At 62.3% G+C, this 17693-nt stretch carries 21 protein-coding genes; 12 read left to right on the top strand and 9 right to left on the bottom strand.

The genetic code is table 11. The annotated features are described in order from the left end of the window. Positions 1–90: 90 nt before the first annotated feature. A complete protein-coding gene (gene chrA, locus FHX11_RS06790; protein WP_184356355.1) occupies positions 91–1527 on the bottom strand; it encodes a chromate efflux transporter in 1437 nt (478 codons plus the stop codon). Next, complete coding sequence (locus tag FHX11_RS06785) at positions 1524–2345, bottom strand: sulfurtransferase/chromate resistance protein (protein ID WP_184356353.1); 822 nt, start codon at positions 2343–2345, stop codon at positions 1524–1526. The genes chrA and FHX11_RS06785 overlap by 4 nt, the downstream gene beginning before the upstream one ends. Before the next feature lie 265 nt (positions 2346–2610). Between FHX11_RS06785 and groES the strand changes: the two genes are divergently transcribed. The 3 genes from groES to FHX11_RS06770 all read left to right on the top strand — a co-directional run bounded on the left by groES (position 2611) and on the right by FHX11_RS06770 (position 5745). Next, positions 2611–2907: a co-chaperone GroES gene (gene groES / locus FHX11_RS06780; protein WP_004109735.1), complete on the top strand. Its 297-nt coding sequence runs from the start codon at positions 2611–2613 to the stop codon at positions 2905–2907. 75 nt (positions 2908–2982) lie between these two features. Beyond that, positions 2983–4623, top strand: a complete 1641-nt coding sequence (groL, locus tag FHX11_RS06775; RefSeq protein ID WP_184356351.1) for a chaperonin GroEL — start codon at positions 2983–2985, stop codon at positions 4621–4623. Between the two features lie 675 nt (positions 4624–5298). Next, positions 5299–5745 carry a hypothetical protein gene (locus FHX11_RS06770; RefSeq protein WP_246780914.1) on the top strand — a complete coding sequence of 149 codons (447 nt, stop codon included), beginning with the start codon at positions 5299–5301 and terminating at the stop codon, positions 5743–5745. An 80-nt stretch (positions 5746–5825) separates the two neighbouring features. Here the strand turns inward: FHX11_RS06770 and FHX11_RS06765 are convergent, their stop codons facing one another. Beyond that, positions 5826–6533 carry a glutathione S-transferase C-terminal domain-containing protein gene (locus tag FHX11_RS06765; protein ID WP_184356347.1) on the bottom strand — a complete coding sequence of 236 codons (708 nt, stop codon included), beginning with the start codon at positions 6531–6533 and terminating at the stop codon, positions 5826–5828. Positions 6534–6746: 213 nt separating this feature from the next. Here FHX11_RS06765 and FHX11_RS06760 point away from each other — a divergent pair, with 213 nt between their 5' ends. The 3 genes from FHX11_RS06760 (at position 6747) to FHX11_RS06750 (ending at position 8088) form a co-directional block, all read left to right on the top strand. Continuing rightward, positions 6747–7190: a DoxX family protein gene (locus FHX11_RS06760; RefSeq protein ID WP_184356345.1), complete on the top strand. Its 444-nt coding sequence runs from the start codon at positions 6747–6749 to the stop codon at positions 7188–7190. Positions 7191–7436: 246 nt separating this feature from the next. Continuing rightward, the gene (locus FHX11_RS06755; protein ID WP_184356343.1) at positions 7437–7712 is read left to right on the top strand and encodes an AbrB/MazE/SpoVT family DNA-binding domain-containing protein; all 276 of its coding nucleotides are present in this window, start codon (positions 7437–7439) and stop codon (positions 7710–7712) included. Beyond that, positions 7699–8088 carry a type II toxin-antitoxin system VapC family toxin gene (locus FHX11_RS06750; protein ID WP_184356341.1) on the top strand — a complete coding sequence of 130 codons (390 nt, stop codon included), beginning with the start codon at positions 7699–7701 and terminating at the stop codon, positions 8086–8088. The genes FHX11_RS06755 and FHX11_RS06750 overlap by 14 nt, the downstream gene beginning before the upstream one ends. 75 nt (positions 8089–8163) lie before the next feature. Here the strand turns inward: FHX11_RS06750 and hisG are convergent, their stop codons facing one another. The 3 genes from hisG to hisS are packed head-to-tail and all read right to left on the bottom strand — an operon-like array spanning position 8164 to position 11579. Continuing rightward, positions 8164–8877: an ATP phosphoribosyltransferase gene (gene hisG, locus FHX11_RS06745; RefSeq protein WP_184356339.1), complete on the bottom strand. Its 714-nt coding sequence runs from the start codon at positions 8875–8877 to the stop codon at positions 8164–8166. After that, positions 8874–9995 carry an ATP phosphoribosyltransferase regulatory subunit gene (locus FHX11_RS06740; protein WP_184356337.1) on the bottom strand — a complete coding sequence of 374 codons (1122 nt, stop codon included), beginning with the start codon at positions 9993–9995 and terminating at the stop codon, positions 8874–8876. Before FHX11_RS06740 ends, hisG begins: the two co-directional genes overlap by 4 nt. A gap of 60 nt (positions 9996–10055) precedes the next feature. After that, positions 10056–11579: a histidine--tRNA ligase gene (gene hisS / locus FHX11_RS06735; protein ID WP_184356335.1), complete on the bottom strand. Its 1524-nt coding sequence runs from the start codon at positions 11577–11579 to the stop codon at positions 10056–10058. Positions 11580–11749: 170 nt separating this feature from the next. Here hisS and FHX11_RS06730 point away from each other — a divergent pair, with 170 nt between their 5' ends. The 4 genes from FHX11_RS06730 to FHX11_RS06715 all read left to right on the top strand — a co-directional run bounded on the left by FHX11_RS06730 (position 11750) and on the right by FHX11_RS06715 (position 13146). Continuing rightward, the gene (locus FHX11_RS06730; protein WP_184356333.1) at positions 11750–11977 is read left to right on the top strand and encodes a TraY domain-containing protein; all 228 of its coding nucleotides are present in this window, start codon (positions 11750–11752) and stop codon (positions 11975–11977) included. Then, the gene (locus FHX11_RS06725; protein WP_184356331.1) at positions 11961–12230 is read left to right on the top strand and encodes a type II toxin-antitoxin system RelE/ParE family toxin; all 270 of its coding nucleotides are present in this window, start codon (positions 11961–11963) and stop codon (positions 12228–12230) included. Before FHX11_RS06730 ends, FHX11_RS06725 begins: the two co-directional genes overlap by 17 nt. Positions 12231–12234: 4 nt before the next feature. After that, positions 12235–12696 carry a hypothetical protein gene (locus FHX11_RS06720; RefSeq protein ID WP_246780913.1) on the top strand — a complete coding sequence of 154 codons (462 nt, stop codon included), beginning with the start codon at positions 12235–12237 and terminating at the stop codon, positions 12694–12696. Positions 12697–12777: 81 nt separating this feature from the next. Then, complete coding sequence (locus FHX11_RS06715; RefSeq protein ID WP_184356329.1) at positions 12778–13146, top strand: DUF305 domain-containing protein; 369 nt, start codon at positions 12778–12780, stop codon at positions 13144–13146. 50 nt (positions 13147–13196) lie between these two features. Here the strand turns inward: FHX11_RS06715 and FHX11_RS06710 are convergent, their stop codons facing one another. Further along, a complete protein-coding gene (locus FHX11_RS06710; RefSeq protein ID WP_246780912.1) occupies positions 13197–14081 on the bottom strand; it encodes a LysR family transcriptional regulator in 885 nt (294 codons plus the stop codon). Positions 14082–14165: 84 nt separating this feature from the next. Between FHX11_RS06710 and FHX11_RS06705 the strand changes: the two genes are divergently transcribed. Then, the gene (locus FHX11_RS06705) at positions 14166–14474 is read left to right on the top strand and encodes a YciI family protein (RefSeq protein ID WP_184356327.1); all 309 of its coding nucleotides are present in this window, start codon (positions 14166–14168) and stop codon (positions 14472–14474) included. Between the two features lie 13 nt (positions 14475–14487). Here the strand turns inward: FHX11_RS06705 and FHX11_RS06700 are convergent, their stop codons facing one another. Continuing rightward, positions 14488–15390, bottom strand: coding sequence for a LysR family transcriptional regulator (locus FHX11_RS06700; protein WP_184356325.1), 903 nt, complete (start codon positions 15388–15390; stop codon positions 14488–14490). A gap of 110 nt (positions 15391–15500) precedes the next feature. Between FHX11_RS06700 and FHX11_RS06695 the strand changes: the two genes are divergently transcribed. Further along, complete coding sequence (locus FHX11_RS06695; protein ID WP_184356323.1) at positions 15501–16526, top strand: NAD(P)-dependent alcohol dehydrogenase; 1026 nt, start codon at positions 15501–15503, stop codon at positions 16524–16526. Positions 16527–16574: 48 nt separating this feature from the next. Here FHX11_RS06695 and FHX11_RS06690 read toward each other — a convergent pair whose 3' ends face one another. Next, on the bottom strand, positions 16575–17624 hold the full coding sequence (locus FHX11_RS06690) for an aldo/keto reductase (protein WP_184356321.1): 1050 nt from the start codon (positions 17622–17624) through the stop codon (positions 16575–16577). Between the last annotated feature and the right edge of the window lie 69 nt (positions 17625–17693).

The following is a 17693-nucleotide window of genomic DNA, read 5'->3' as shown; positions in this document are numbered from 1 at the left end:
CAAAGAAATCGGGGCTGACATCGCAAACCGGCCGGCAAATTACAAGAGCGGAGCGCCAGGTTTTTGCGCCGCACATAGACCGCATGCGCGTCAGCCGCCAAGGCGGAGCAGGCAGCCGGCAAGGGCGGACACGCCGAGCACGGTCGCCACCCCGGCCTTGCGGCGAAAGACCAGCACGCAGGCGAGGATGAAAAGCAGGAGCGCCGAAACGTCGATCGTCGCCCAGACCGGCCAGGCGATGCCGGCGACCGGCACATCGGCATAGTCGCCACCCGCGGTGCGGACACGATGGCCGAGGAGCACCAGCCGGCTGACATCGACAAAGAGCACATGCAGGCCGAACCAGAGCGACAGATTGGCCATGACCCCGACGATCGCCGCCGTGATGGCGGCCAGAGCCGCCGACAGGCCGGCATGACCGCGCAGGCGCTCGATATAGGGTGCGCCGGCAAAGATGAAGAGGAAGCTCGGCGCGAAGGTCGCCCATGCCGCAAGGCTTGCGCCGAGGAAGCCCGCCGTCAGCGGATCGAAGCCGAAGGGGTTGCGGAAGCCGGCCATGAAGCCGACGAAACAGAGGACCAGCACCAGCGGCCCCGGCGTCGTCTCCGCCAGCGCGAGCCCATCCAGCATCTCGCCCGGCCGCAGCCAGGCATAATGCTGCACCGCCGTCTGCGCGACATAGGCAAGCACGGCGTAGGCGCCGCCGAAGGTGACGACCGCCATGCGCGAGAAGAAGGAGAAGATCGCGCCGAAGACATTCGCCTGGCCGCTCAGCGTTTCGGCGATGATATCCTTCGGGCCATCCAGCCCGTGCACCAGCAGGAGCGGCGCCTGCCAGATCGCCAGCCAGCACAAGAGGGTGAGAAAGGTCATCCGGGCACGGACGCCGCGCAGGCCACCCATGCCAAAGCCGGACAGCGCCAACCGCGGCAGGCGCGGCCGCCAGCCGTCGTCGCGATAGGCACGATGCAGCACACGGCCGTACCCCGTAAGCCCCGCCAGAAGCACGACCAGCGGAAACGGCAGATCGAAGACGAAGAGCAGGAGGAAGCTCGCCACCGCGACGGCGACATGAAACCGCGTCTTCAGCGCCCGGCCGCTGAGCCGGATCAGAGCCTGCAGCACGATCGCCAGCACGCCGGCCTTGATGCCGAAGAAGACGGTCGCCAACAGGCTGGTATCGTGAAACAGCGCGTAGAAGGAAGACAGGGCCAGGATGACGGCAAAGCCCGGCAGGATGAACAGCAGGCCGGCGACCAGGCCGCCGCGCACGCCATGCAGGAGCCAGCCGATATAGGTGGCAAGCTGCTGCGCCTCCGGGCCTGGCAGCAGCATGCAGTAGCTCAGCGCATGCAGGAAGCGCTCCTCGTCGATCCAGCGCTTCTCGTCGACCAGGATACGGTGCATCAAGGCGATCTGCCCGGCCGGACCGCCGAAGCTCAACAGGCCGATGCGCGTCCAGACACGGGTCGCCTCCGCGAAGGAAGGCTCTGGGGCGAGATCGTCAGCCAAAACGGTTTCGCTCACGATTTCCGTGCCCCATGCGATACCCAGTCATGCTTTTCCTGCGTCGCGTCGCGCGCCCAGCGATAGAGCGCGTCATAACACAGCATGCCCGCTTCCAACTGTTCGAGATCGTCAGCATACATGCGCGACAGTCCGAGCGAAATGGCAAGCAGGCCGGCCGCCTGCGGTTCGAGGTCGAGCCGGTTGGTGTCGGCGCCCCTCACAATACGGGAAAGATGATGAAGCGCCGGCAGGTCAAGCCGGAATTCCTTGACCATCGTATCGAAAGTGCATTCCTCCTCGCGATGGCTCCAGAATACCCCCTCCACGTCGAAGGGCGTCGCGCCGAAACGCTCGGCAACGCCGTCGACTTCCTGCGGCGTCACGAAGAGAAACGATGCGCTGGGATCGACGAAACGACGGATCAGCCAGGGGCATGCGATGCGATCGATCTTCGGCCGGGCGCGGGTCACCCACACACTCGGACCCGACGCGTCCGCCCCGGGGAGGATCGAAACCGGGATCAGCGGCAATCCGGCTGTCCGCCAGGCGTCGAGGCCACCATCGAGGATTTCCGCAGTAGCGCCGGCCAGCCGCAGCCATGCGGCAACGCCTTCGCTGAGCTTGCCGCCATGCTGACAGAGACAGACGACATTCCGGTCGCGAAATTCGGCGGCCCAGGCCTGGACGGTCCCGTGATCCCGGCGTCGGGAGGCCGGCAGCAGATAGGGATCGGCGGCAAAATCATCGGCGTCGCGAACATCGAGGATCGCGGGCGCTTTCGGCGTACCCAGCAGACGAAGAAGCTTTTCGGGGGTGATGGCGTTGAACGAAGTCATGTTACGTCCCTTTCAAAAAAGATGGACGCGAAACTCCGGCATGACGCCTCGTGGGGTATTCGCAAACCCCATATTCAGAATTTTCCGGCAAAACCCACGGCAAGTCAACGAAGCGCTGTCCGAAAAATTTCATCGCGCTGTTCTTGACTCGTTTGGCAGCCAATCCTAAATCACCGTCGCTAGCACTCTCCAGAGACGAGTGCTAACAAAATCCATACGGGCCCCCCGCTGGTCCGTGAATGTCATTTGATCGAGGGATTAGACAATGGCAAGCACCAACTTCCGCCCCCTTCATGACCGTGTCGTCGTTCGTCGCGTCGAGTCTGAAGAAAAGACCAAGGGTGGCATCATCATTCCGGACACCGCCAAGGAAAAGCCGCAGGAAGGCGAAATCGTCGCCGTCGGCTCGGGCGCCCGTGATGAATCCGGCAAGGTCGTAGCACTCGACGTCAAGGTTGGCGATCGCGTTCTGTTCGGCAAGTGGTCCGGCACCGAAGTCAAGCTCAACGGCGAAGACCTTCTGATCATGAAGGAAGCCGACATCATGGGCATCATCGGCTGATCCGGCCGGTTCCCTTTTTTCCGATACAGCTGACGGGTCACAAACCCGGACAACGCGAATTCAGGAGTTTCTAACATGGCAGCTAAAGAAGTAAAATTCGGCCGCAGCGCTCGCGAAAAGATGCTTCGTGGCGTCGATATCCTCGCTGACGCCGTGAAGGTCACGCTCGGCCCGAAGGGTCGTAACGTCGTTATCGACAAGTCCTTCGGCGCTCCGCGCATCACCAAGGACGGCGTTTCCGTCGCCAAGGAAATCGAACTCGAAGACAAGTTCGAAAACATGGGCGCCCAGATGGTCCGCGAAGTCGCTTCGAAGACCAACGACGTCGCCGGTGACGGCACCACCACCGCAACCGTTCTTGCCCAGGCCATCGTTCGCGAAGGCGCCAAGGCCGTTGCAGCCGGCATGAACCCGATGGACCTGAAGCGCGGCATCGACCTCGCCGTTGCAGAAGTCGTCAAGGACCTGCTCGCCAAGGCCAAGAAGATCAACACGTCTGAAGAAGTCGCCCAGGTCGGCACGATCTCGGCAAACGGCGAAAAGCAGATCGGTCTCGATATTGCCGAAGCCATGCAGAAGGTCGGCAACGAAGGCGTCATCACGGTTGAAGAAGCCAAGACCGCCGAAACCGAACTCGAAGTCGTCGAAGGCATGCAGTTCGACCGTGGCTACCTCAGCCCCTACTTCGTAACCAACCCGGAAAAGATGGTGGCCGACCTCGAAGACGCCTTCATCCTCCTGCACGAGAAGAAGCTCTCGAACCTGCAGGCCATGCTCCCGGTTCTCGAAGCCGTCGTTCAGACCGGCAAGCCGCTCCTCATCATCGCTGAAGACGTCGAAGGCGAAGCTCTTGCGACCCTCGTCGTCAACAAGCTGCGCGGCGGCCTCAAGATCGCTGCCGTCAAGGCTCCGGGCTTCGGCGACCGCCGCAAGGCCATGCTGGAAGACATCGCCATCCTGACGGGCGGCACTGTCATCTCCGAAGACCTCGGCATCAAGCTCGAGTCTGTCACCCTCGACATGCTCGGCCGCGCCAAGAAGGTTTCGATCTCCAAGGAAAACACCACGATCGTCGACGGCGCTGGCGCCAAGTCCGACATCGAAGGCCGCGTTGCCCAGATCAAGGCCCAGATCGAAGAAACCACCTCTGACTACGACCGCGAGAAGCTGCAGGAACGCCTTGCAAAGCTCGCTGGCGGCGTTGCCGTTATCCGCGTCGGCGGCTCGACGGAAATCGAAGTCAAGGAAAAGAAGGACCGCATCGACGACGCTCTCAACGCGACGCGCGCTGCCGTTCAGGAAGGCATCGTACCGGGCGGCGGCACGGCTCTGCTGCGTTCCTCCGTCAAGATCTCGGTCAAGGGCGAAAACGACGACCAGGAAGCCGGCGTGAACATCGTTCGCCGCGCTCTGCAGTCTCCGGCTCGCCAGATCGCTGAAAACGCTGGTGACGAAGCCTCCATCGTTGTCGGCAAGATCCTCGACAAGAACGAAGACAACTTCGGCTACAACGCTCAGACGGGCGTCTACGGCGACATGATCGCCATGGGCATCGTCGACCCGGTCAAGGTCGTTCGCACGGCTCTGCAGGACGCAGCTTCGGTTGCTTCGCTGCTGATCACCACCGAAGCCATGATCGCCGAACTGCCGAAGAAGGATGCCCCTGGCGGCATGCCGGGCGGCATGGGTGGCATGGGCGGCATGGACATGATGTGATAGGCCAGCGGCCGATCACAGGAATGTCCATAAAGCTTCGCCCATGCACTTTTGGTGCTTCAGGCCGCCAAGCGGCCTGAAGTGGCGGCATGGACATGATGTGATGGGCCAGCGGCCGATTACAGGAATGTCCATAAAGCTTCGCCCATGCACTTTTAGTGCTTCAGGCCGCCAAGCGGCCTGAAGTGGCGGCATGGACATGATGTGATAGGCCACGCCTGTTACGACTGTTCAATCCGGCATCCGGAATGGACGAAGGGCGGCTCTCGGGCCGCCCTTTTCATTTATCCGCCGTGACGCGATACTTTCTTCATAAGATTTCATTTGTGCAAATTGCCCCATTGCTGTTTTTGTAAAAGCACCTATAAATCGCAACGTGGCGATTTTGGAGATGATCGTTGCAGGGGCAATGATTTCTACTTGATTTCAGCGCATGATGCGCATCAAGCTGCGATCTCAATTTTTTCGTTAGATAAAGCACACAAAATTATTACTTGAGTCGACCTGAATGATTGGGTCGAAATCGGGAGCACATCCCGGGTTCAGGGAGTTGGCGAAGAGGCGGCTTCGCCCGCCTGTGGCTGTGCGAATGTGGAGCGATACTCCGCTCACTGCTTGCTTGGAATTCGATTGAAGCGCGCGCAGGGGAACCCGCGCCTCAAGTTGGGGAACATCTTGTTCAAGATCGCCAAAGCCAGTCTTGCCGTACCTTTTGCTCCGGGATCGCTGGAGTTCAGCGGTCACGATCCCGATCTCATGGCGCAGTTCTGCGTTTCCGAAGGATGGACCGGCGATCTGGCAAGCGGCCTCATCAAGCTCGGCCAGTGGAGCACGATGCTGCATGGTTTGAGCACGTCGGAATGCGGGCTGCTCAGCCTGATGAACTGCTATGACGCACCGGATCGCACCCGCATCCTCGATCTGTTCGAGCAGGCGGCCGCCGCTTCGTCCAGCTTCTGCTATTCCACCACGGCACTTGGCAGCTCCGGGCATCGCCAACCGATCTTCTGTGTCGGAGAGTCGATCAGCACGGAAGGCAACCATGCCGGCAGCATGGTCGGCGTCTTCCTGTTTCCCCGCTTCAAGATGGAACCGGGGAGCCAGTTGGCGAACCGGCAGTAGGTCGCTGTTGGCGAGGGGCCAGGCACATAAGTGCGGCACGGCGGATATGCCTGACCTGCCCCCGACGAAGGTGAAGCCGATCAATCGCGCTTCGGAATATTCAGCCCACGCTGGCTCGCCGGGCGGGCGGTTGCGCGCTCGACCCAGTCCATGACCGAAGGGAAGCTTGCGAGTTCCAGGACATCGCGGCCGCCATAGAAGACATCGACGCCGCGGACCCAGGGGAAGGTGGCGATATCGGCAATCGTATATTCATCGCCCATGATCCACTGACGGCCCCTCAAACGGTCTTCCAAGACGCCGAGCAGGCGCTTGGCCTCGTCGCGATAGCGCTCCACCGGATAGGAATTGTTGGCGACCTTGTCGGCGGCGAATTTGAAGAAATGGCCGAACTGCCCGAACATCGGGCCGATGCCGCCCATCTGGAAGAAGACCCATTGCAGCGTCTCGTAGCGCCCGGCTGCGTCGGCTGGAATGAGCCTGCCGGTCTTTTCGGCGAGATAGACAAGAATGGCGCCGGATTCGAACAGGCCGATCGGCTTGCCGTCCGGACCGTTGGGATCGATGATCGCCGGAATGCGGCCGTTCGGATTGAGCGAGACGAATTCCGGCGATTTCTGGTCGTTGGTGCCGAAGGAAATCAGATGCGGCTCATAGGGAAGTTCCAGTTCCTCCAGCGCGATCGAAACCTTGACGCCGTTCGGTGTCGGCAGCGAATAGAGCTGGATGATGTCCGGATTGCTGGCTGGCCAGCGCTTGGTGATCGGAAACGAGGAGAGGTCGGCCATCGGGGGTTCCTTCCGAAAATCGTGATTTGGCAAATGAATTCGCGCCACCATAGCCGATATGCACTGGATGGGAAGGGATCGATTGCGGGCGATTGTTCAATGATTGTGAACTAATCGTGCGCAGTTGTTTATCTTTTCAATCTGCTCGAAATCGCGAATAACGGTCTTCAGAAATTGTCACTCACGGCGCCGACCGCCCTACTGGAGACTGTCATGTCCAATACCAACAACGTCATCATCCTTGTGGCGCGCGTCCTGCTCGCCTTCATGTTCATCTTTGCCGGCTTCGGCAAGCTGAGCGACCCGGCAGGCACCGCAGGCATGATCGCCGGCGCCGGCATGCCCGCCGCCACGCTGCTCACCTATCTTGCCGGCGCATTCGAATTCATCACCGGCGTCTGCGTTCTGATCGGCTTCCAGATCCGCATCGTCGGCTGGCTGCTCGCCGCCTTCTGCGTCTTCACCGGCATCGTCTTCCACCTGCCGACCGTCAACGTTCCGGACTTCCCGGCCGCCGCCAACGGCTGGATCAACAGCCTGAACTTCGTCAACTTCCTGAAGAACATCACGCTGGCCGGCGCCTACATCATGCTCGCCACCAACGGCCCGGGCGTCTACTCGCTCGACGCGCGCCGCGGCGCCTATGCAGCAGCCTGATCCTCGATATCAGTCCAAGACCGAGCCCGCCGTTTCCACGGCGGGCTTTTTCGTGTCGATATCGATGGAGCGAGGTTCTGCCTTGAAGCGTGAGACAATCGCGGCTATCTTACTTCCGTCTTACACTAACGCGCGTCACGATCCTTCGGATTCGCTTCTCGCGCTTTAGGTCTTTGATGTTGCGGATGTCGTTGGCGCAAAACCGCCGCACATTTTTGCGAGACCTGCTTCAGGGAAATCAGGCTGATGGCGAATGCCGAACAGATCATCACCACCGTCTCGACCAAGGGGCAGGTCATCCTGCCGAAAGCCATACGCCAGCGGCGGGAATGGGATGCCGGTACGCGGCTGATCGTCGAGGAAACCGCGGACGGCGTGCTGTTAAAGCGGGCGCCGGCCTTCGCGACGACGCGGCCGGACGAGGTATTCGGACTACTGCCCTTCAAAGGCGAGCCGAAGTCCCTGGAAGACATGGAGGCCGGTGTGCTGGCCGAAGCCCGGCGCCGCCATGATCGCGATTGATACCAATCTGATTGTCCGCTATCTGACCGGCGATCATCCCGAACAATCTCTCCATGCTCGTAGAATCATTGACGGCGAGGCCGTCTTCGTTGCCGCTACCGTTGTTCTGGAAGTCGAATGGGTGCTGCGCAGCACATATGGCTTTCGTCCGACCGATGTGGCCGACGCGCTGAAAGCTTTCGGTGGCCTTCCCACCGTAACGGTAGAAGACGCCGCCCTTGTCGCGGCGGCGCTCGATCTGGCCGAAAAAGGGATGGATTTTGCCGACGCCCTGCATCTCAGCCGATCGGCGCATTGCGAGGGCTTCGTCACCTTCGACCGAAAGCTGGTGAAGACAGCGAAGGCGGCTGGCTATGAAAACGTCAGGGAGGCGTGAAGGCCATCGCGCAGCATCTCCGGAAACCTCCGGTGCGTCAGCCGGGAGTGAGCAGAAAAGCAACCGCCTCTTCCGTCAAGTGTCGTCGCTCCTTGCTCCCGCATTCTGCACCGCAGCGATGATGCGCTGGACCATCGGATTGCCTTCATGGCTCTCCTTGCGGGCACGAACCAGGCAGGCTTCCGAGCGCAGAATGGTGCCATCCGAAAGGATCTTCAGATGGTTCGCCTTCAGCGTCGAGCCGGTCGAGGTGATATCGACGATGATATCGGCCGACCCGGCGGCGGGCGCGCCTTCGGTGGCGCCGAGGCTCTCGACGATGCGGTAGAGCTGGATGCCGTGCTGGCTGGAGAAGAACTGCTGCGTCAGCCGCCAGTATTTGGTGGCGACCGTCAGCCTGCGGCCGTGACGGGCGCGGAAATCTGCGGCGACGTCGCCAAGATCGGCCATCGTATCGATGTCGAGCCAGATATCCGGCACGGCGACCACGACATCGGCGTGGCCGAAGCCGAGGCGGGCGCAGAATTCGACGCGGCGGTCGGCCTCCGCCATGCCTTCGCGCACCAGATCCTCGCCGGTGACGCCGAAATCGACGCTGCCATTGCCGATCTCGCGCGAAATTTCCGATGCCGAGAGGAATGCCACTTCGACATCGTCCCAACCCTCGACGCGGCCGCGATAGGAGCGGTCGTTGCCGACGGCGACGATGGGCATGCCGGCACGCTCGAAGATCGCCGAGCAATCCTCCTTCATCCGGCCCTTGGAGGGGAGCGCAATGGTGATGGTCATCGGGCTGCCCTCGCGGTCTCGATACGGTCAAGCCAAAGCGCGAAGCCGACGGCCGGAATATGGTCCTTCGCGCCAAGCAGCGTCAGCAGCCGGTCGAAGCGGCCGCCGCCGGCAAGAACCGCCGTCGACCCCTCCACCGTCACTTCGAAGACGAGACCGGTATAATAGTCGAGCGGGCGGCCGAAGGCGGCGCGATAATCGATCTTCGAGGCATCGACGCCGGCATTGGCGAGCGCCGCGACACGAGCGTCGAAACGCTCCAGCGCGGCCCCGAGCGTCAGCCCGGCGGCATCGGCAAAGCCGGCCAGCGCCGAGGAAGCGTCGGCAAGCGGCAGACTCAGCGACAGGAACTCCTCCAGCACATGGAAAGCCGCATCGTCGAGGCGGGTTTCCGACAGGACAAGCTTTTCGCGGAGGCGGCGGGCGATCTCCTGCGGCGAACGACTGGCGTTGGTGGAATAGCCGGTTGCCTTCATGGTGGCGTCGATATGCTGGACCAGCCCCTGCTCGTCGCCACGCGTCAGGAAATCGAGCACATGCGGATCGAGCCCGGTCACCGGCTGCGGGCTGGCAAGCCGAGCCAGCAGGGTTTCGAGCTGCATCATGTTGCCGAAGGCATGGATCAGCCGCTTCTGCCAGCCGGATGGCAGGCCAAGCGCCTGCACGACCGCTTCGAAGACGGCCTGATCGCCGAGCGTCACCGACAGCACCCTGCCCGGCACGACGCAGTTGAGAATGCCGATGGCATCGCCGATGGCGCGGGCATCGGCGCTGGCGATATCGCGATCGCCGAGATCCTCGATCCCAGCCTGATAGAATTCATTGCCGCCTTCGCGGCGCTGCCGAAAGATCTCGCCGAGATAGGAGTAGCGCTTCGGCGTACCCGTCGCGGTCTCGATATGGCGCAGACAGACCGGAATGGTGAATTCCGGGCGCAGGCAGAGGCTGGCGCCGGTCTCGCTCTCGGTCATGAAGATACGGCGGCGAAGATCCTCGCCGGCCATGTCCAGAAAGGGCTCGGCCGGCTGGATGATCGGCGTGTCCACCCGATCCGTCTTGCGAGCGATGAACTCGGCCAGAAGATCGTCGGCAAAATCCGGGAGGTTGATCAGCGGCATAGCGCTACCCTCCCCGTCTCCCCAGCGGGGAGAAGGTGAAAGCGAGATTGGCCGACGCACTCAGACATCGCCACTCGCCCTCTTGCGATCTTCCGCCTGTGCCACCAGAATCGCCTGCACCTTGGCCACCAGATCGGCCTCCGGCACGGTCTCCTGCGCCACACGCGCCTCGCGCCAGCTGGCATTGTCCTCGATCTCGCCGGAGAGACGCTTGCCCTCGATCAGATCCTTGAGCTGGACCACGCCCTGCGCGCGCTCGTCGCCGCCCTGGATGATGGCGATCGGGCAGCCGCGGCGATCGGCATATTTCAGCTGGTTGCCGAACTTCTTCCAGTTGCCCTGGAACATCTCGGCGCGAATGCCGGCGGCGCGCAATTGCTGCGTGAAGCGCTGGTAGCGGCCCATGGCCTCGACATCACCATCCATGACGGTGACGAGTACGGGCTCGATCACCTCGTCCTGGCCGAGCTTGCCGAGGTTCTTCAAGGCCGTCATCAGGCGCGACACGCCGATGGAGAAGCCGGTGGCAGGTACGGGTTGACCCATGAAGCGCGACACGAGCCCGTCATAGCGGCCGCCGCCACCGACCGAGCCGAAGACGACCTTTTCGCCCTTCTCGTTGGTGACGTCGAAGGTGAGTTCGGCCTCGTAGACCGGGCCGGTATAATATTCGAGGCCGCGAACCACGGACGGATCGATCTTGATGCGGTCGGCCTGATAGCCGGCGCTGGTGACGAGGCTGCCGATCAGGTTCAGCTCCTCGACGCCCTCGCCACCCTTGGACGTGCCGGCGACCAGCTCGGCGAGTTGCGCCGCGCTTTCGGCATAATCCTTGATGCCGACGAAGAAGAGCACCTTTTCGATCTGCTCCGCATTCAGCCCGGCACCCTTGGTGAAATCGCCGGACTCGTCCTTGCGGCCGGGACCAAGCAGCAGTGCGACCCCTTCCGGACCGAACTTGTCGAGCTTGTCGATGGCCCGCAGCACGTTCAGGCGCTGGCCGGCCTTGTCATCGCCACCGAGGCCGATCGCTTCGAGCACGCCGTCAAGAACCTTGCGGTTGTTGACACGGACAACATAGTCGCCGCGCTTGATACCGAGCGCTTCCAGCGTGTCGGACATCATCATGCACATTTCGGCGTCCGCCTGCACGCCGGGCGCACCGACCGTGTCGGCATCGAACTGCATGAACTGACGGAAACGGCCGGGACCTGGCTTCTCGTTGCGGAAGACATAGCCGGCGCGATAGGTGCGGTAGGGCAGCTGGATCTCGTTGAAATTCTCGGCGACATGACGGGCGAGCGGCGCGGTCAGGTCGTAGCGCAGCGACATCCACTGCTCATCGTCGTCCTGCAGCGAGAACACGCCCTCGTTCGGCCGGTCGCTGTCGGGCAGGAACTTGCCCAGCGCATCGGTATATTCGAACAGCGGTGTTTCGACGGGATCGAAGCCATAATGCTCATAGACAGCCCGGATCTTTGCGGTCATTTCGTTGACGGCGCGAATGTCGCTTGCCGAACGATCGACAAAGCCACGCGGCAGGCGGGCCTTGAGCTTTTGCGGTTTCTTCTGTTTGTCGCTCATTTGCAGGATAATCCGGTACGGGAACAGTGGCGGTTAACTAGCGGATTGGGCGAGATGCGGCAAGGATTGTATGTTGTCATTTGACAAAACTGACAAACAGCCGATGACAGTTGGGCAAGGACCATTTATATTTGGGATACACGCATCCCAATTCCTTTAGGACCCTCGCGATGAGCAAGCAGACAGCCATTCGTTTGCCGGATGAGACCTACCAGCGCCTGCAGGCTCTGGCCGAACGGACCGGCCGCACCGCCACTTTCTATATTCGCCAGGCCATCGAGGCGCATTTGGACGATCTGGAAGATTTGTATCTGGCCGAGCGAGCCATGGAACGGATCAAGAGCGGTGAAGACGAGATCATAGGCTCCGAGGAGTTCTGGCGTGGTCTGGACAATTGAGTATGCCCGCTCCGCTCGCAAATTTGTCGAGAAACTCGATCCCAAGACGCGCAAGAGAATAAGAAGTTTCCTTGAGGAGCGCCTTCCAAGCCTGCATGATCCCCGCCAGGTCGGCGATGCTCTGCAAGGTGCCCGATTAGGAAATTACTGGCGCTATCGGGTTGGTGACTACCGGATCATCTGTGATCTGCAGGATAGCCGACTGGTCATATTGGTGATCGAAATCGGGAATCGTCGAGACATCTACCGTTGACAGCATGTTCTCTAATTTCAAAAATAATAATAACGGCGACCTGTTGGCATATGACTTACTTCACCCTATCTTCGGCTTCATGCGCTTCTTCGCCACTCTGACAATGCTGATTGCCTGGCTGTTCTACGGTGCCATGCCGGCGCTGGCGAACTGTCCCATCTGCGATTCCGCAACGGCGATGCCGATTGTTACCGCCGGAGCGAGCATGCCGGATGCGATGACCGGCATGGATCATGGTTCGATGACCATGCATGCCAATAAGGTGATCCCAGACAAGACGCCCGACAATCCGTGCGCCGGCGGCATGGCACACGTGCCCTCCTGCGCGGCCTGCCTTGCGGTCGCTCCTGCCCTTGCGGCGGCCGGTAACGCCGCGCCCGCTTTTTCCTATCCGGCGCCCACCCACGGACAACGGCTGACCGATTCCCGTCCCGCGCCGACGGCACCCCCTCCCCGTTTCGCCTGAGACGCATCTGACTTCATCCCCACTGGCGACGCGATCTCTCGCCAGAACCTCAGATACCGTTCAGAAACGGAAGGAACTTATATGTCTATTTCCAGATCCATCCTGCTCGCCGGCGCGCTGGCGCTGTCGCTCTCCATGCCCGCGCTTGCCGAGGACGCGCACACCATGGACATGAGCAAGCCGATGGGCGACCAGGGCGCCTCCAGCAAGGCGTTCAACGACGCCATGGACAAGATGCACAAGGATATGATGATCAGCTATAGCGGCGACGCCGACGCGGATTTCGTCCGCGGCATGATCCCGCATCACCAGGGTGCCATCGACATGGCCAGGATCGAGCTCAAATACGGCAAGGACCCGGAATTGCGCAAACTGGCCGAAGCAGTGATCACGGCACAGGAGGCCGAGATCAAGAATATGAACGCCTGGCTGAAAAAGCACGGCAAATAAGCATCGCTCAGCAACGGCGGAGGCGGCATTCGTGCCGCCTCTCTTTGTTTTCAGGCCGCAGGCCGCGGAGGATGAAAGACCCGGTCCAACCATTGCGAGACAATGCGAATCCGGGTGAGCGGGCGAAGCTCGGCATGGGTCAGCAGCCACACCTCCCGCGCGGGAAGCGTCCCGTCATCGGTCTTGACGCGGCAGAGGCCCTCGACGCGCTCGGCCAGGACCCTCGGCAGCAGCGCCCGGCCCAATCCGGCAAGCGCGGCCTGAATCAAGGCTTCCGCATCGTTGACGGCAAGAGCGCTACCGGTGCCGGATTTTTCCGCCTGCGCGGCGATCCAGCGGGCATGCGGCAGATGCATCATCCCGTCCTCGTAGATCAGCCAGGGTAGCCTTTCCGCCCGGTCTTGTTTTTCGGCCGCTGCGTAGATCGCATAGTCCAGTGTCGTGATCCTTCGCGCCACGACCTTGGCGCTGGCGATGTCGGCGGGCCTTGCAAGACGAATCGCCATGTCGGCCTCGCGCCGGGTCAGATTGAGGTTGCGCGCCTCGCTGATAAGCTCCAATTGCAGGCGGGGATGGTCGGACAAAAGCCGGGCCGCGGCCGGGATCAGCAGGCGGCTCACGATCGATGGCGCGGCCGTCAGGCGCACCTTGCCGAGTGCGGTGGTATCGCTGGCCTCCAGCGCTCCGGAAAGAGCTGCCACTTCGGCCTCGATCGCCTCGGCCCGCGCGATCGCAATCTCCCCCGCCGGCGTCGGCGTCATTGTGCCGCCGAGATCCCGCTGGAAAAGCGCGGCACCCAACCGTTCTTCCAATCGCCGCAAACGCCGGCCGACCGTGGTGGCGTCGGCCTTCAACTCTCTGCCAGCCGCGGCAAGGGTCCCTTCCCGCGCAAGTGCGAGAAGATAGCGCAAATCGTTCCAATCCATGTCCTGCATTTTTGCAGCTTTCCTCGGCAGATTTACCGCATGCAATCACAATCTTGCAGCCATACGCTCCCAAAGTCCAACAAGGAGGGAGCAATGTCGCTATTCGCAGTTCTATTCGAAGATGATCGGGATCATGCAGCCGCCATCCGACAGGATTATCTCGAACGTCACTTCGACTTCCTGCAGGCGAACGCCGATGCCATTAAAGTGGCGGGACCGCTCAGCCGGGAAGGCGAAGCTTTCGCCGGCGGCCTGTGGCTGGTGGAGGCGCGCGATCCGGCCGAGGTCGAGCGCCTCGTAAAGGCAGACCCGTTCTGGTCGGCCGGCCTTCGAAAATCCGTGCAGATCCTGCTGTGGAACCGCGTATTCGCGGACGGCGCGCGCCTGATGCCGCCAGCGTAGCCCGTTCCTTCCGTCACTCCACGACCTGCGGAAGCCGGGCCGCGAGCAGATCGATGACCGCTCGGGTCTTGAGCGGCAGGTGCGGCGTTTGCGGCCAGACGGCATAGGCGTGGAAGGTGAGGCCGGACAGATCGGTCAGCACCGGCGCAAGCCTGCCGGCATGGACCTGGTCTCGTATCAGCCAGCAGGGCAGCCAGGCCGCCCCCATTCCCGCCGCCGCGGCATCGGCCATTGCTTCGAGATCGTCGAACCGCAGCCGTGTCTTCGGCATATATTCGATATCGGCGCCATCGGCCTGCGGGAAGACCCAGATCTTCGCCTCGCCCGCGCGCGCATAGGCAATGAGATCGTGCTCATGCAGGTCCGCAATGGCCCGCGGCGTTCCGCGCCTTGCGAGATAGGCGGGCGAAGCGCAGACCACCATGCGGTGGCGGGCGACCCGCCGGGTCACCAGTCCCGGCGCGTCGGGGAGCGGACCGTTGCGAATGGCGAGATCGAACCCCTCGTCGATCAGATCCACGATCCGGTCGCTGAAGGAAAGATCGAGTTCGAGATTCGGGTGTTCGCGCGCCAGTTCCATCAGCAAGGGCGAGACGCAGCGGCGGCCGAAGAGCACCGGCATGGAGATGCGTAAGCGTCCCGCCACCTCACGCTTGCCCGATTCCAGCATCGCCTCGCCCGATTGTATCTCGTCCAGCGCCCGGCGGCAGCGTTCGTAGAAGGCCTGCCCCTCTTCCGTCAGGCTCTGCATGCGGGTCGTGCGGTGAAAGAGGCGTACGCTCAGGCGCTTTTCGAGCTTGGCGATCGTCTTGCCGACCGCCGAGCGCGACAGGTTCATGCGAGCCGCCGCCGCCGAGAAACCACCGGCTTCCACCGCCTCCACAAATTCGGGAATACCATTGAGCACGTCGTTCACGGCTATTGCTTCCCATAAGGAACCAGTCAGTGGAAATCATATCGCCACTGGCGACCATTATGCAACGATATAGTGACCTCAGTGCTTTCAACTTCTCGCAGGAGATCACTATGACGAAGACCATGCGGCGCTGGACATTGGACACTTTCGGCGTCAATGCCCCTCTCAGCCTCACCGAGGCCGAAGTCCCCTCGCCTGCGCCCGGCGAAATCCTGGTGCGGACCACGGCGGTTTCGCTGAACTATCGCGACAAGCTGATGCGGGAAACCGGCATGGGCCTGCCCGTCCGGTTTCCCTTCGTACCCGCTTCCGACATGGCAGGCATCGTCGAAGCCGTCGGCGAAGGGGTCACGCGGTTTGCGCCCGGCGACCGGGTCATCTCCACCTTCCACCCCGGCTGGATCGACGACAAGCCGCCCGGCAATGCGCGCAATCCGCCTTATCAGTCGCTTGGCGGCTTTTACCCCGGCGTGCTTGCCGAATATGTCGCCTTCCCCGCAGACTGGTTCGTCGCCGCGCCGACAAGCATCGGTGACGGCGAGGCGAGCACCTTGCCCTGCGCTGGCCTGACGGCCTGGTTCGCGCTGGTGGAACGCGGCAAGATCAAGCCGGGCGACACCGTGCTCGTGCAGGGAACCGGCGGGGTATCGATGTTCGGGTTGCAGATTGCGGCGGCGCAAGGTGCCGACGTCTTCGTGACGTCCTCCGGCCCCGAAAAGCTGGCACGGGCAAAGGCGCTTGGCGCCCGCCACGGCATCGACCGCAATACAACCGATTGGGTGGAGGAAGTCTACCGCCTCACCCATGATCGCGGCATCGACCATATCTTCGAAATCGCCGGCGGCCCACATCTTGGCCAGTCGCTGAAGGCGGTGGCCGTGCATGGCCGGATCTCGGTTATCGGCGTGCTGGAAGGATTTGACCTATCGGGGCCTGCCGGACCGGTTTTGCTGAAATCCCCCGTCATTCAGGGCATCTCCGTCGGCCATCGCCGTGCACTGGAGGATTTCGTCCGTGCCGTCGACCGGATCGGCCTGAAGCCTGTCATCGACCACCGTTACGCCTTTTCCGAGGTGCCGGCCGCCTTCGATCATCTCGACCGCGGCGCCTTCGGCAAGATCGTCATCGAGCTTTGACGGACAGCCGCCGCCCTCATGAGAGGCGGCGGCACTCCTTTCCCAGACTCAGGCCTTCGGCTCGAAGGGCTGCGGACGGCGGGCCGCCCCCTGGCGCGTCAGCATCCAGCCCGGATATTCGGCGGGCAGCGCGCTGACCTCGTCCAGCTTGGCCAGATCCTCGGCATCGAGCGTCAGCTTGACGGCGGCGAGGTTCTGGTCGAGCTGATCGAGACGCTTGGCGCCGATGATGATGCTGGTGACGAAGGGTTTGGCGAGAACCCAGGCAAGCGCGACCGTCGCGACGCTGGCGCCGTGCTTCCCGGCCACTTCGCGCATGGCGGCGACGCAGGCCCAGGCGCGGTCCTTGTCGACGGGCGGGAAATCGAAACTGGCGCGGCGTCCCTCGCCATTGCCGGGCGCGCCCGGACCGTATTTGCCGGACAGCAAGCCACCGGCAAGCGGCGACCAGACCATGAGGCCGAGCTTCTCCTCGGTCATCAGCGGCACGATCTCGCGCTCGAGATCGCGGCCGGCGATGGAATAATAGGCCTGCACCGTCTCGAAACGGGCAAAGCCGCGGCGCTCGCAAATGCCGAGCGCCTTGGCGATGCGCCAAGCCTGCCAGTTGGAGACGCCGACATAGCGCACCAGCCCGCGCGAAACGAGATCGTCGAGCGCCCGCAGCGTCTCTTCGATCGGCGTAACGGTATCCGTGGCGTGGATCTGGTAGAGATCGATATGGTCGGTCTGCAGCCGCTCGAGGCTCGCCTCCACCGAGTCCATGATATGGCCGCGCGAGGCGCCGCGATCGTTCGGCTTGTCGCCCATGACGCCGTAGACCTTGGTGGCGATGACCACATCCTTGCGCGGCACGCCGAGATTCTTCAGCGCCTGGCCGAGCAGCCTTTCGGAATTGCCCTGGGAGTAGACATCGGCGGTGTCGATGAAATTGACCCCGGCGGCGAGCGAGCTGCCGACGATCTTGTCGGCCAGCGCCTGGTCGACATCGGCGATGGCGCCCCACATGCTGTTCGGATCGGCCTCGCCGAAGGTCATGGTCCCCAGGCAGAGTTCGGAAACGAACAGGCCGGTATTGCCGAGCTGATTGTAACGCATCTGAGAAATTCCCTTGTGATCCGCCGGAAGACATCCGGACGGTGAGTTCTTATCTCTTGGCTATATTGG

Source organism: Rhizobium sp. BK602 (assembly GCF_014195095.1).
Taxonomy (GTDB): Bacteria; Pseudomonadota; Alphaproteobacteria; order Rhizobiales; family Rhizobiaceae; genus Rhizobium.
The sequence above is the reverse complement of the archived record's forward strand: the minus strand, read 5'-3'. Positions and strand labels throughout refer to the sequence as shown.

What these genes read in the sequence shown, in the direction of transcription:
- FHX11_RS06785 (WP_184356353.1), bottom strand. Translation starts at nt 2,345, where the DNA reads ATGACTTCGTTCAACGCCATCACCCCCGAAAAGCTTCTTCGTCTGCTG.
- groES (WP_004109735.1), top strand. Translation starts at nt 2,611, where the DNA reads ATGGCAAGCACCAACTTCCGCCCCCTTCATGACCGTGTCGTCGTTCGT.
- groL (WP_184356351.1), top strand. Translation starts at nt 2,983, where the DNA reads ATGGCAGCTAAAGAAGTAAAATTCGGCCGCAGCGCTCGCGAAAAGATG.
- FHX11_RS06765 (WP_184356347.1), bottom strand. Translation starts at nt 6,533, where the DNA reads ATGGCCGACCTCTCCTCGTTTCCGATCACCAAGCGCTGGCCAGCCAGC.
- FHX11_RS06760 (WP_184356345.1), top strand. Translation starts at nt 6,747, where the DNA reads ATGTCCAATACCAACAACGTCATCATCCTTGTGGCGCGCGTCCTGCTC.
- FHX11_RS06755 (WP_184356343.1), top strand. Translation starts at nt 7,437, where the DNA reads ATGGCGAATGCCGAACAGATCATCACCACCGTCTCGACCAAGGGGCAG.
- FHX11_RS06750 (WP_184356341.1), top strand. Translation starts at nt 7,699, where the DNA reads ATGATCGCGATTGATACCAATCTGATTGTCCGCTATCTGACCGGCGAT.
- hisG (WP_184356339.1), bottom strand. Translation starts at nt 8,877, where the DNA reads ATGACCATCACCATTGCGCTCCCCTCCAAGGGCCGGATGAAGGAGGAT.
- FHX11_RS06740 (WP_184356337.1), bottom strand. Translation starts at nt 9,995, where the DNA reads ATGCCGCTGATCAACCTCCCGGATTTTGCCGACGATCTTCTGGCCGAG.
- hisS (WP_184356335.1), bottom strand. Translation starts at nt 11,579, where the DNA reads ATGAGCGACAAACAGAAGAAACCGCAAAAGCTCAAGGCCCGCCTGCCG.
- FHX11_RS06730 (WP_184356333.1), top strand. Translation starts at nt 11,750, where the DNA reads ATGAGCAAGCAGACAGCCATTCGTTTGCCGGATGAGACCTACCAGCGC.
- FHX11_RS06720 (WP_246780913.1), top strand. Translation starts at nt 12,235, where the DNA reads ATGTTCTCTAATTTCAAAAATAATAATAACGGCGACCTGTTGGCATAT.
- FHX11_RS06715 (WP_184356329.1), top strand. Translation starts at nt 12,778, where the DNA reads ATGTCTATTTCCAGATCCATCCTGCTCGCCGGCGCGCTGGCGCTGTCG.
- FHX11_RS06710 (WP_246780912.1), bottom strand. Translation starts at nt 14,081, where the DNA reads ATGCAGGACATGGATTGGAACGATTTGCGCTATCTTCTCGCACTTGCG.
- FHX11_RS06705 (WP_184356327.1), top strand. Translation starts at nt 14,166, where the DNA reads ATGTCGCTATTCGCAGTTCTATTCGAAGATGATCGGGATCATGCAGCC.
- FHX11_RS06695 (WP_184356323.1), top strand. Translation starts at nt 15,501, where the DNA reads ATGACGAAGACCATGCGGCGCTGGACATTGGACACTTTCGGCGTCAAT.
- FHX11_RS06690 (WP_184356321.1), bottom strand. Translation starts at nt 17,624, where the DNA reads ATGCGTTACAATCAGCTCGGCAATACCGGCCTGTTCGTTTCCGAACTC.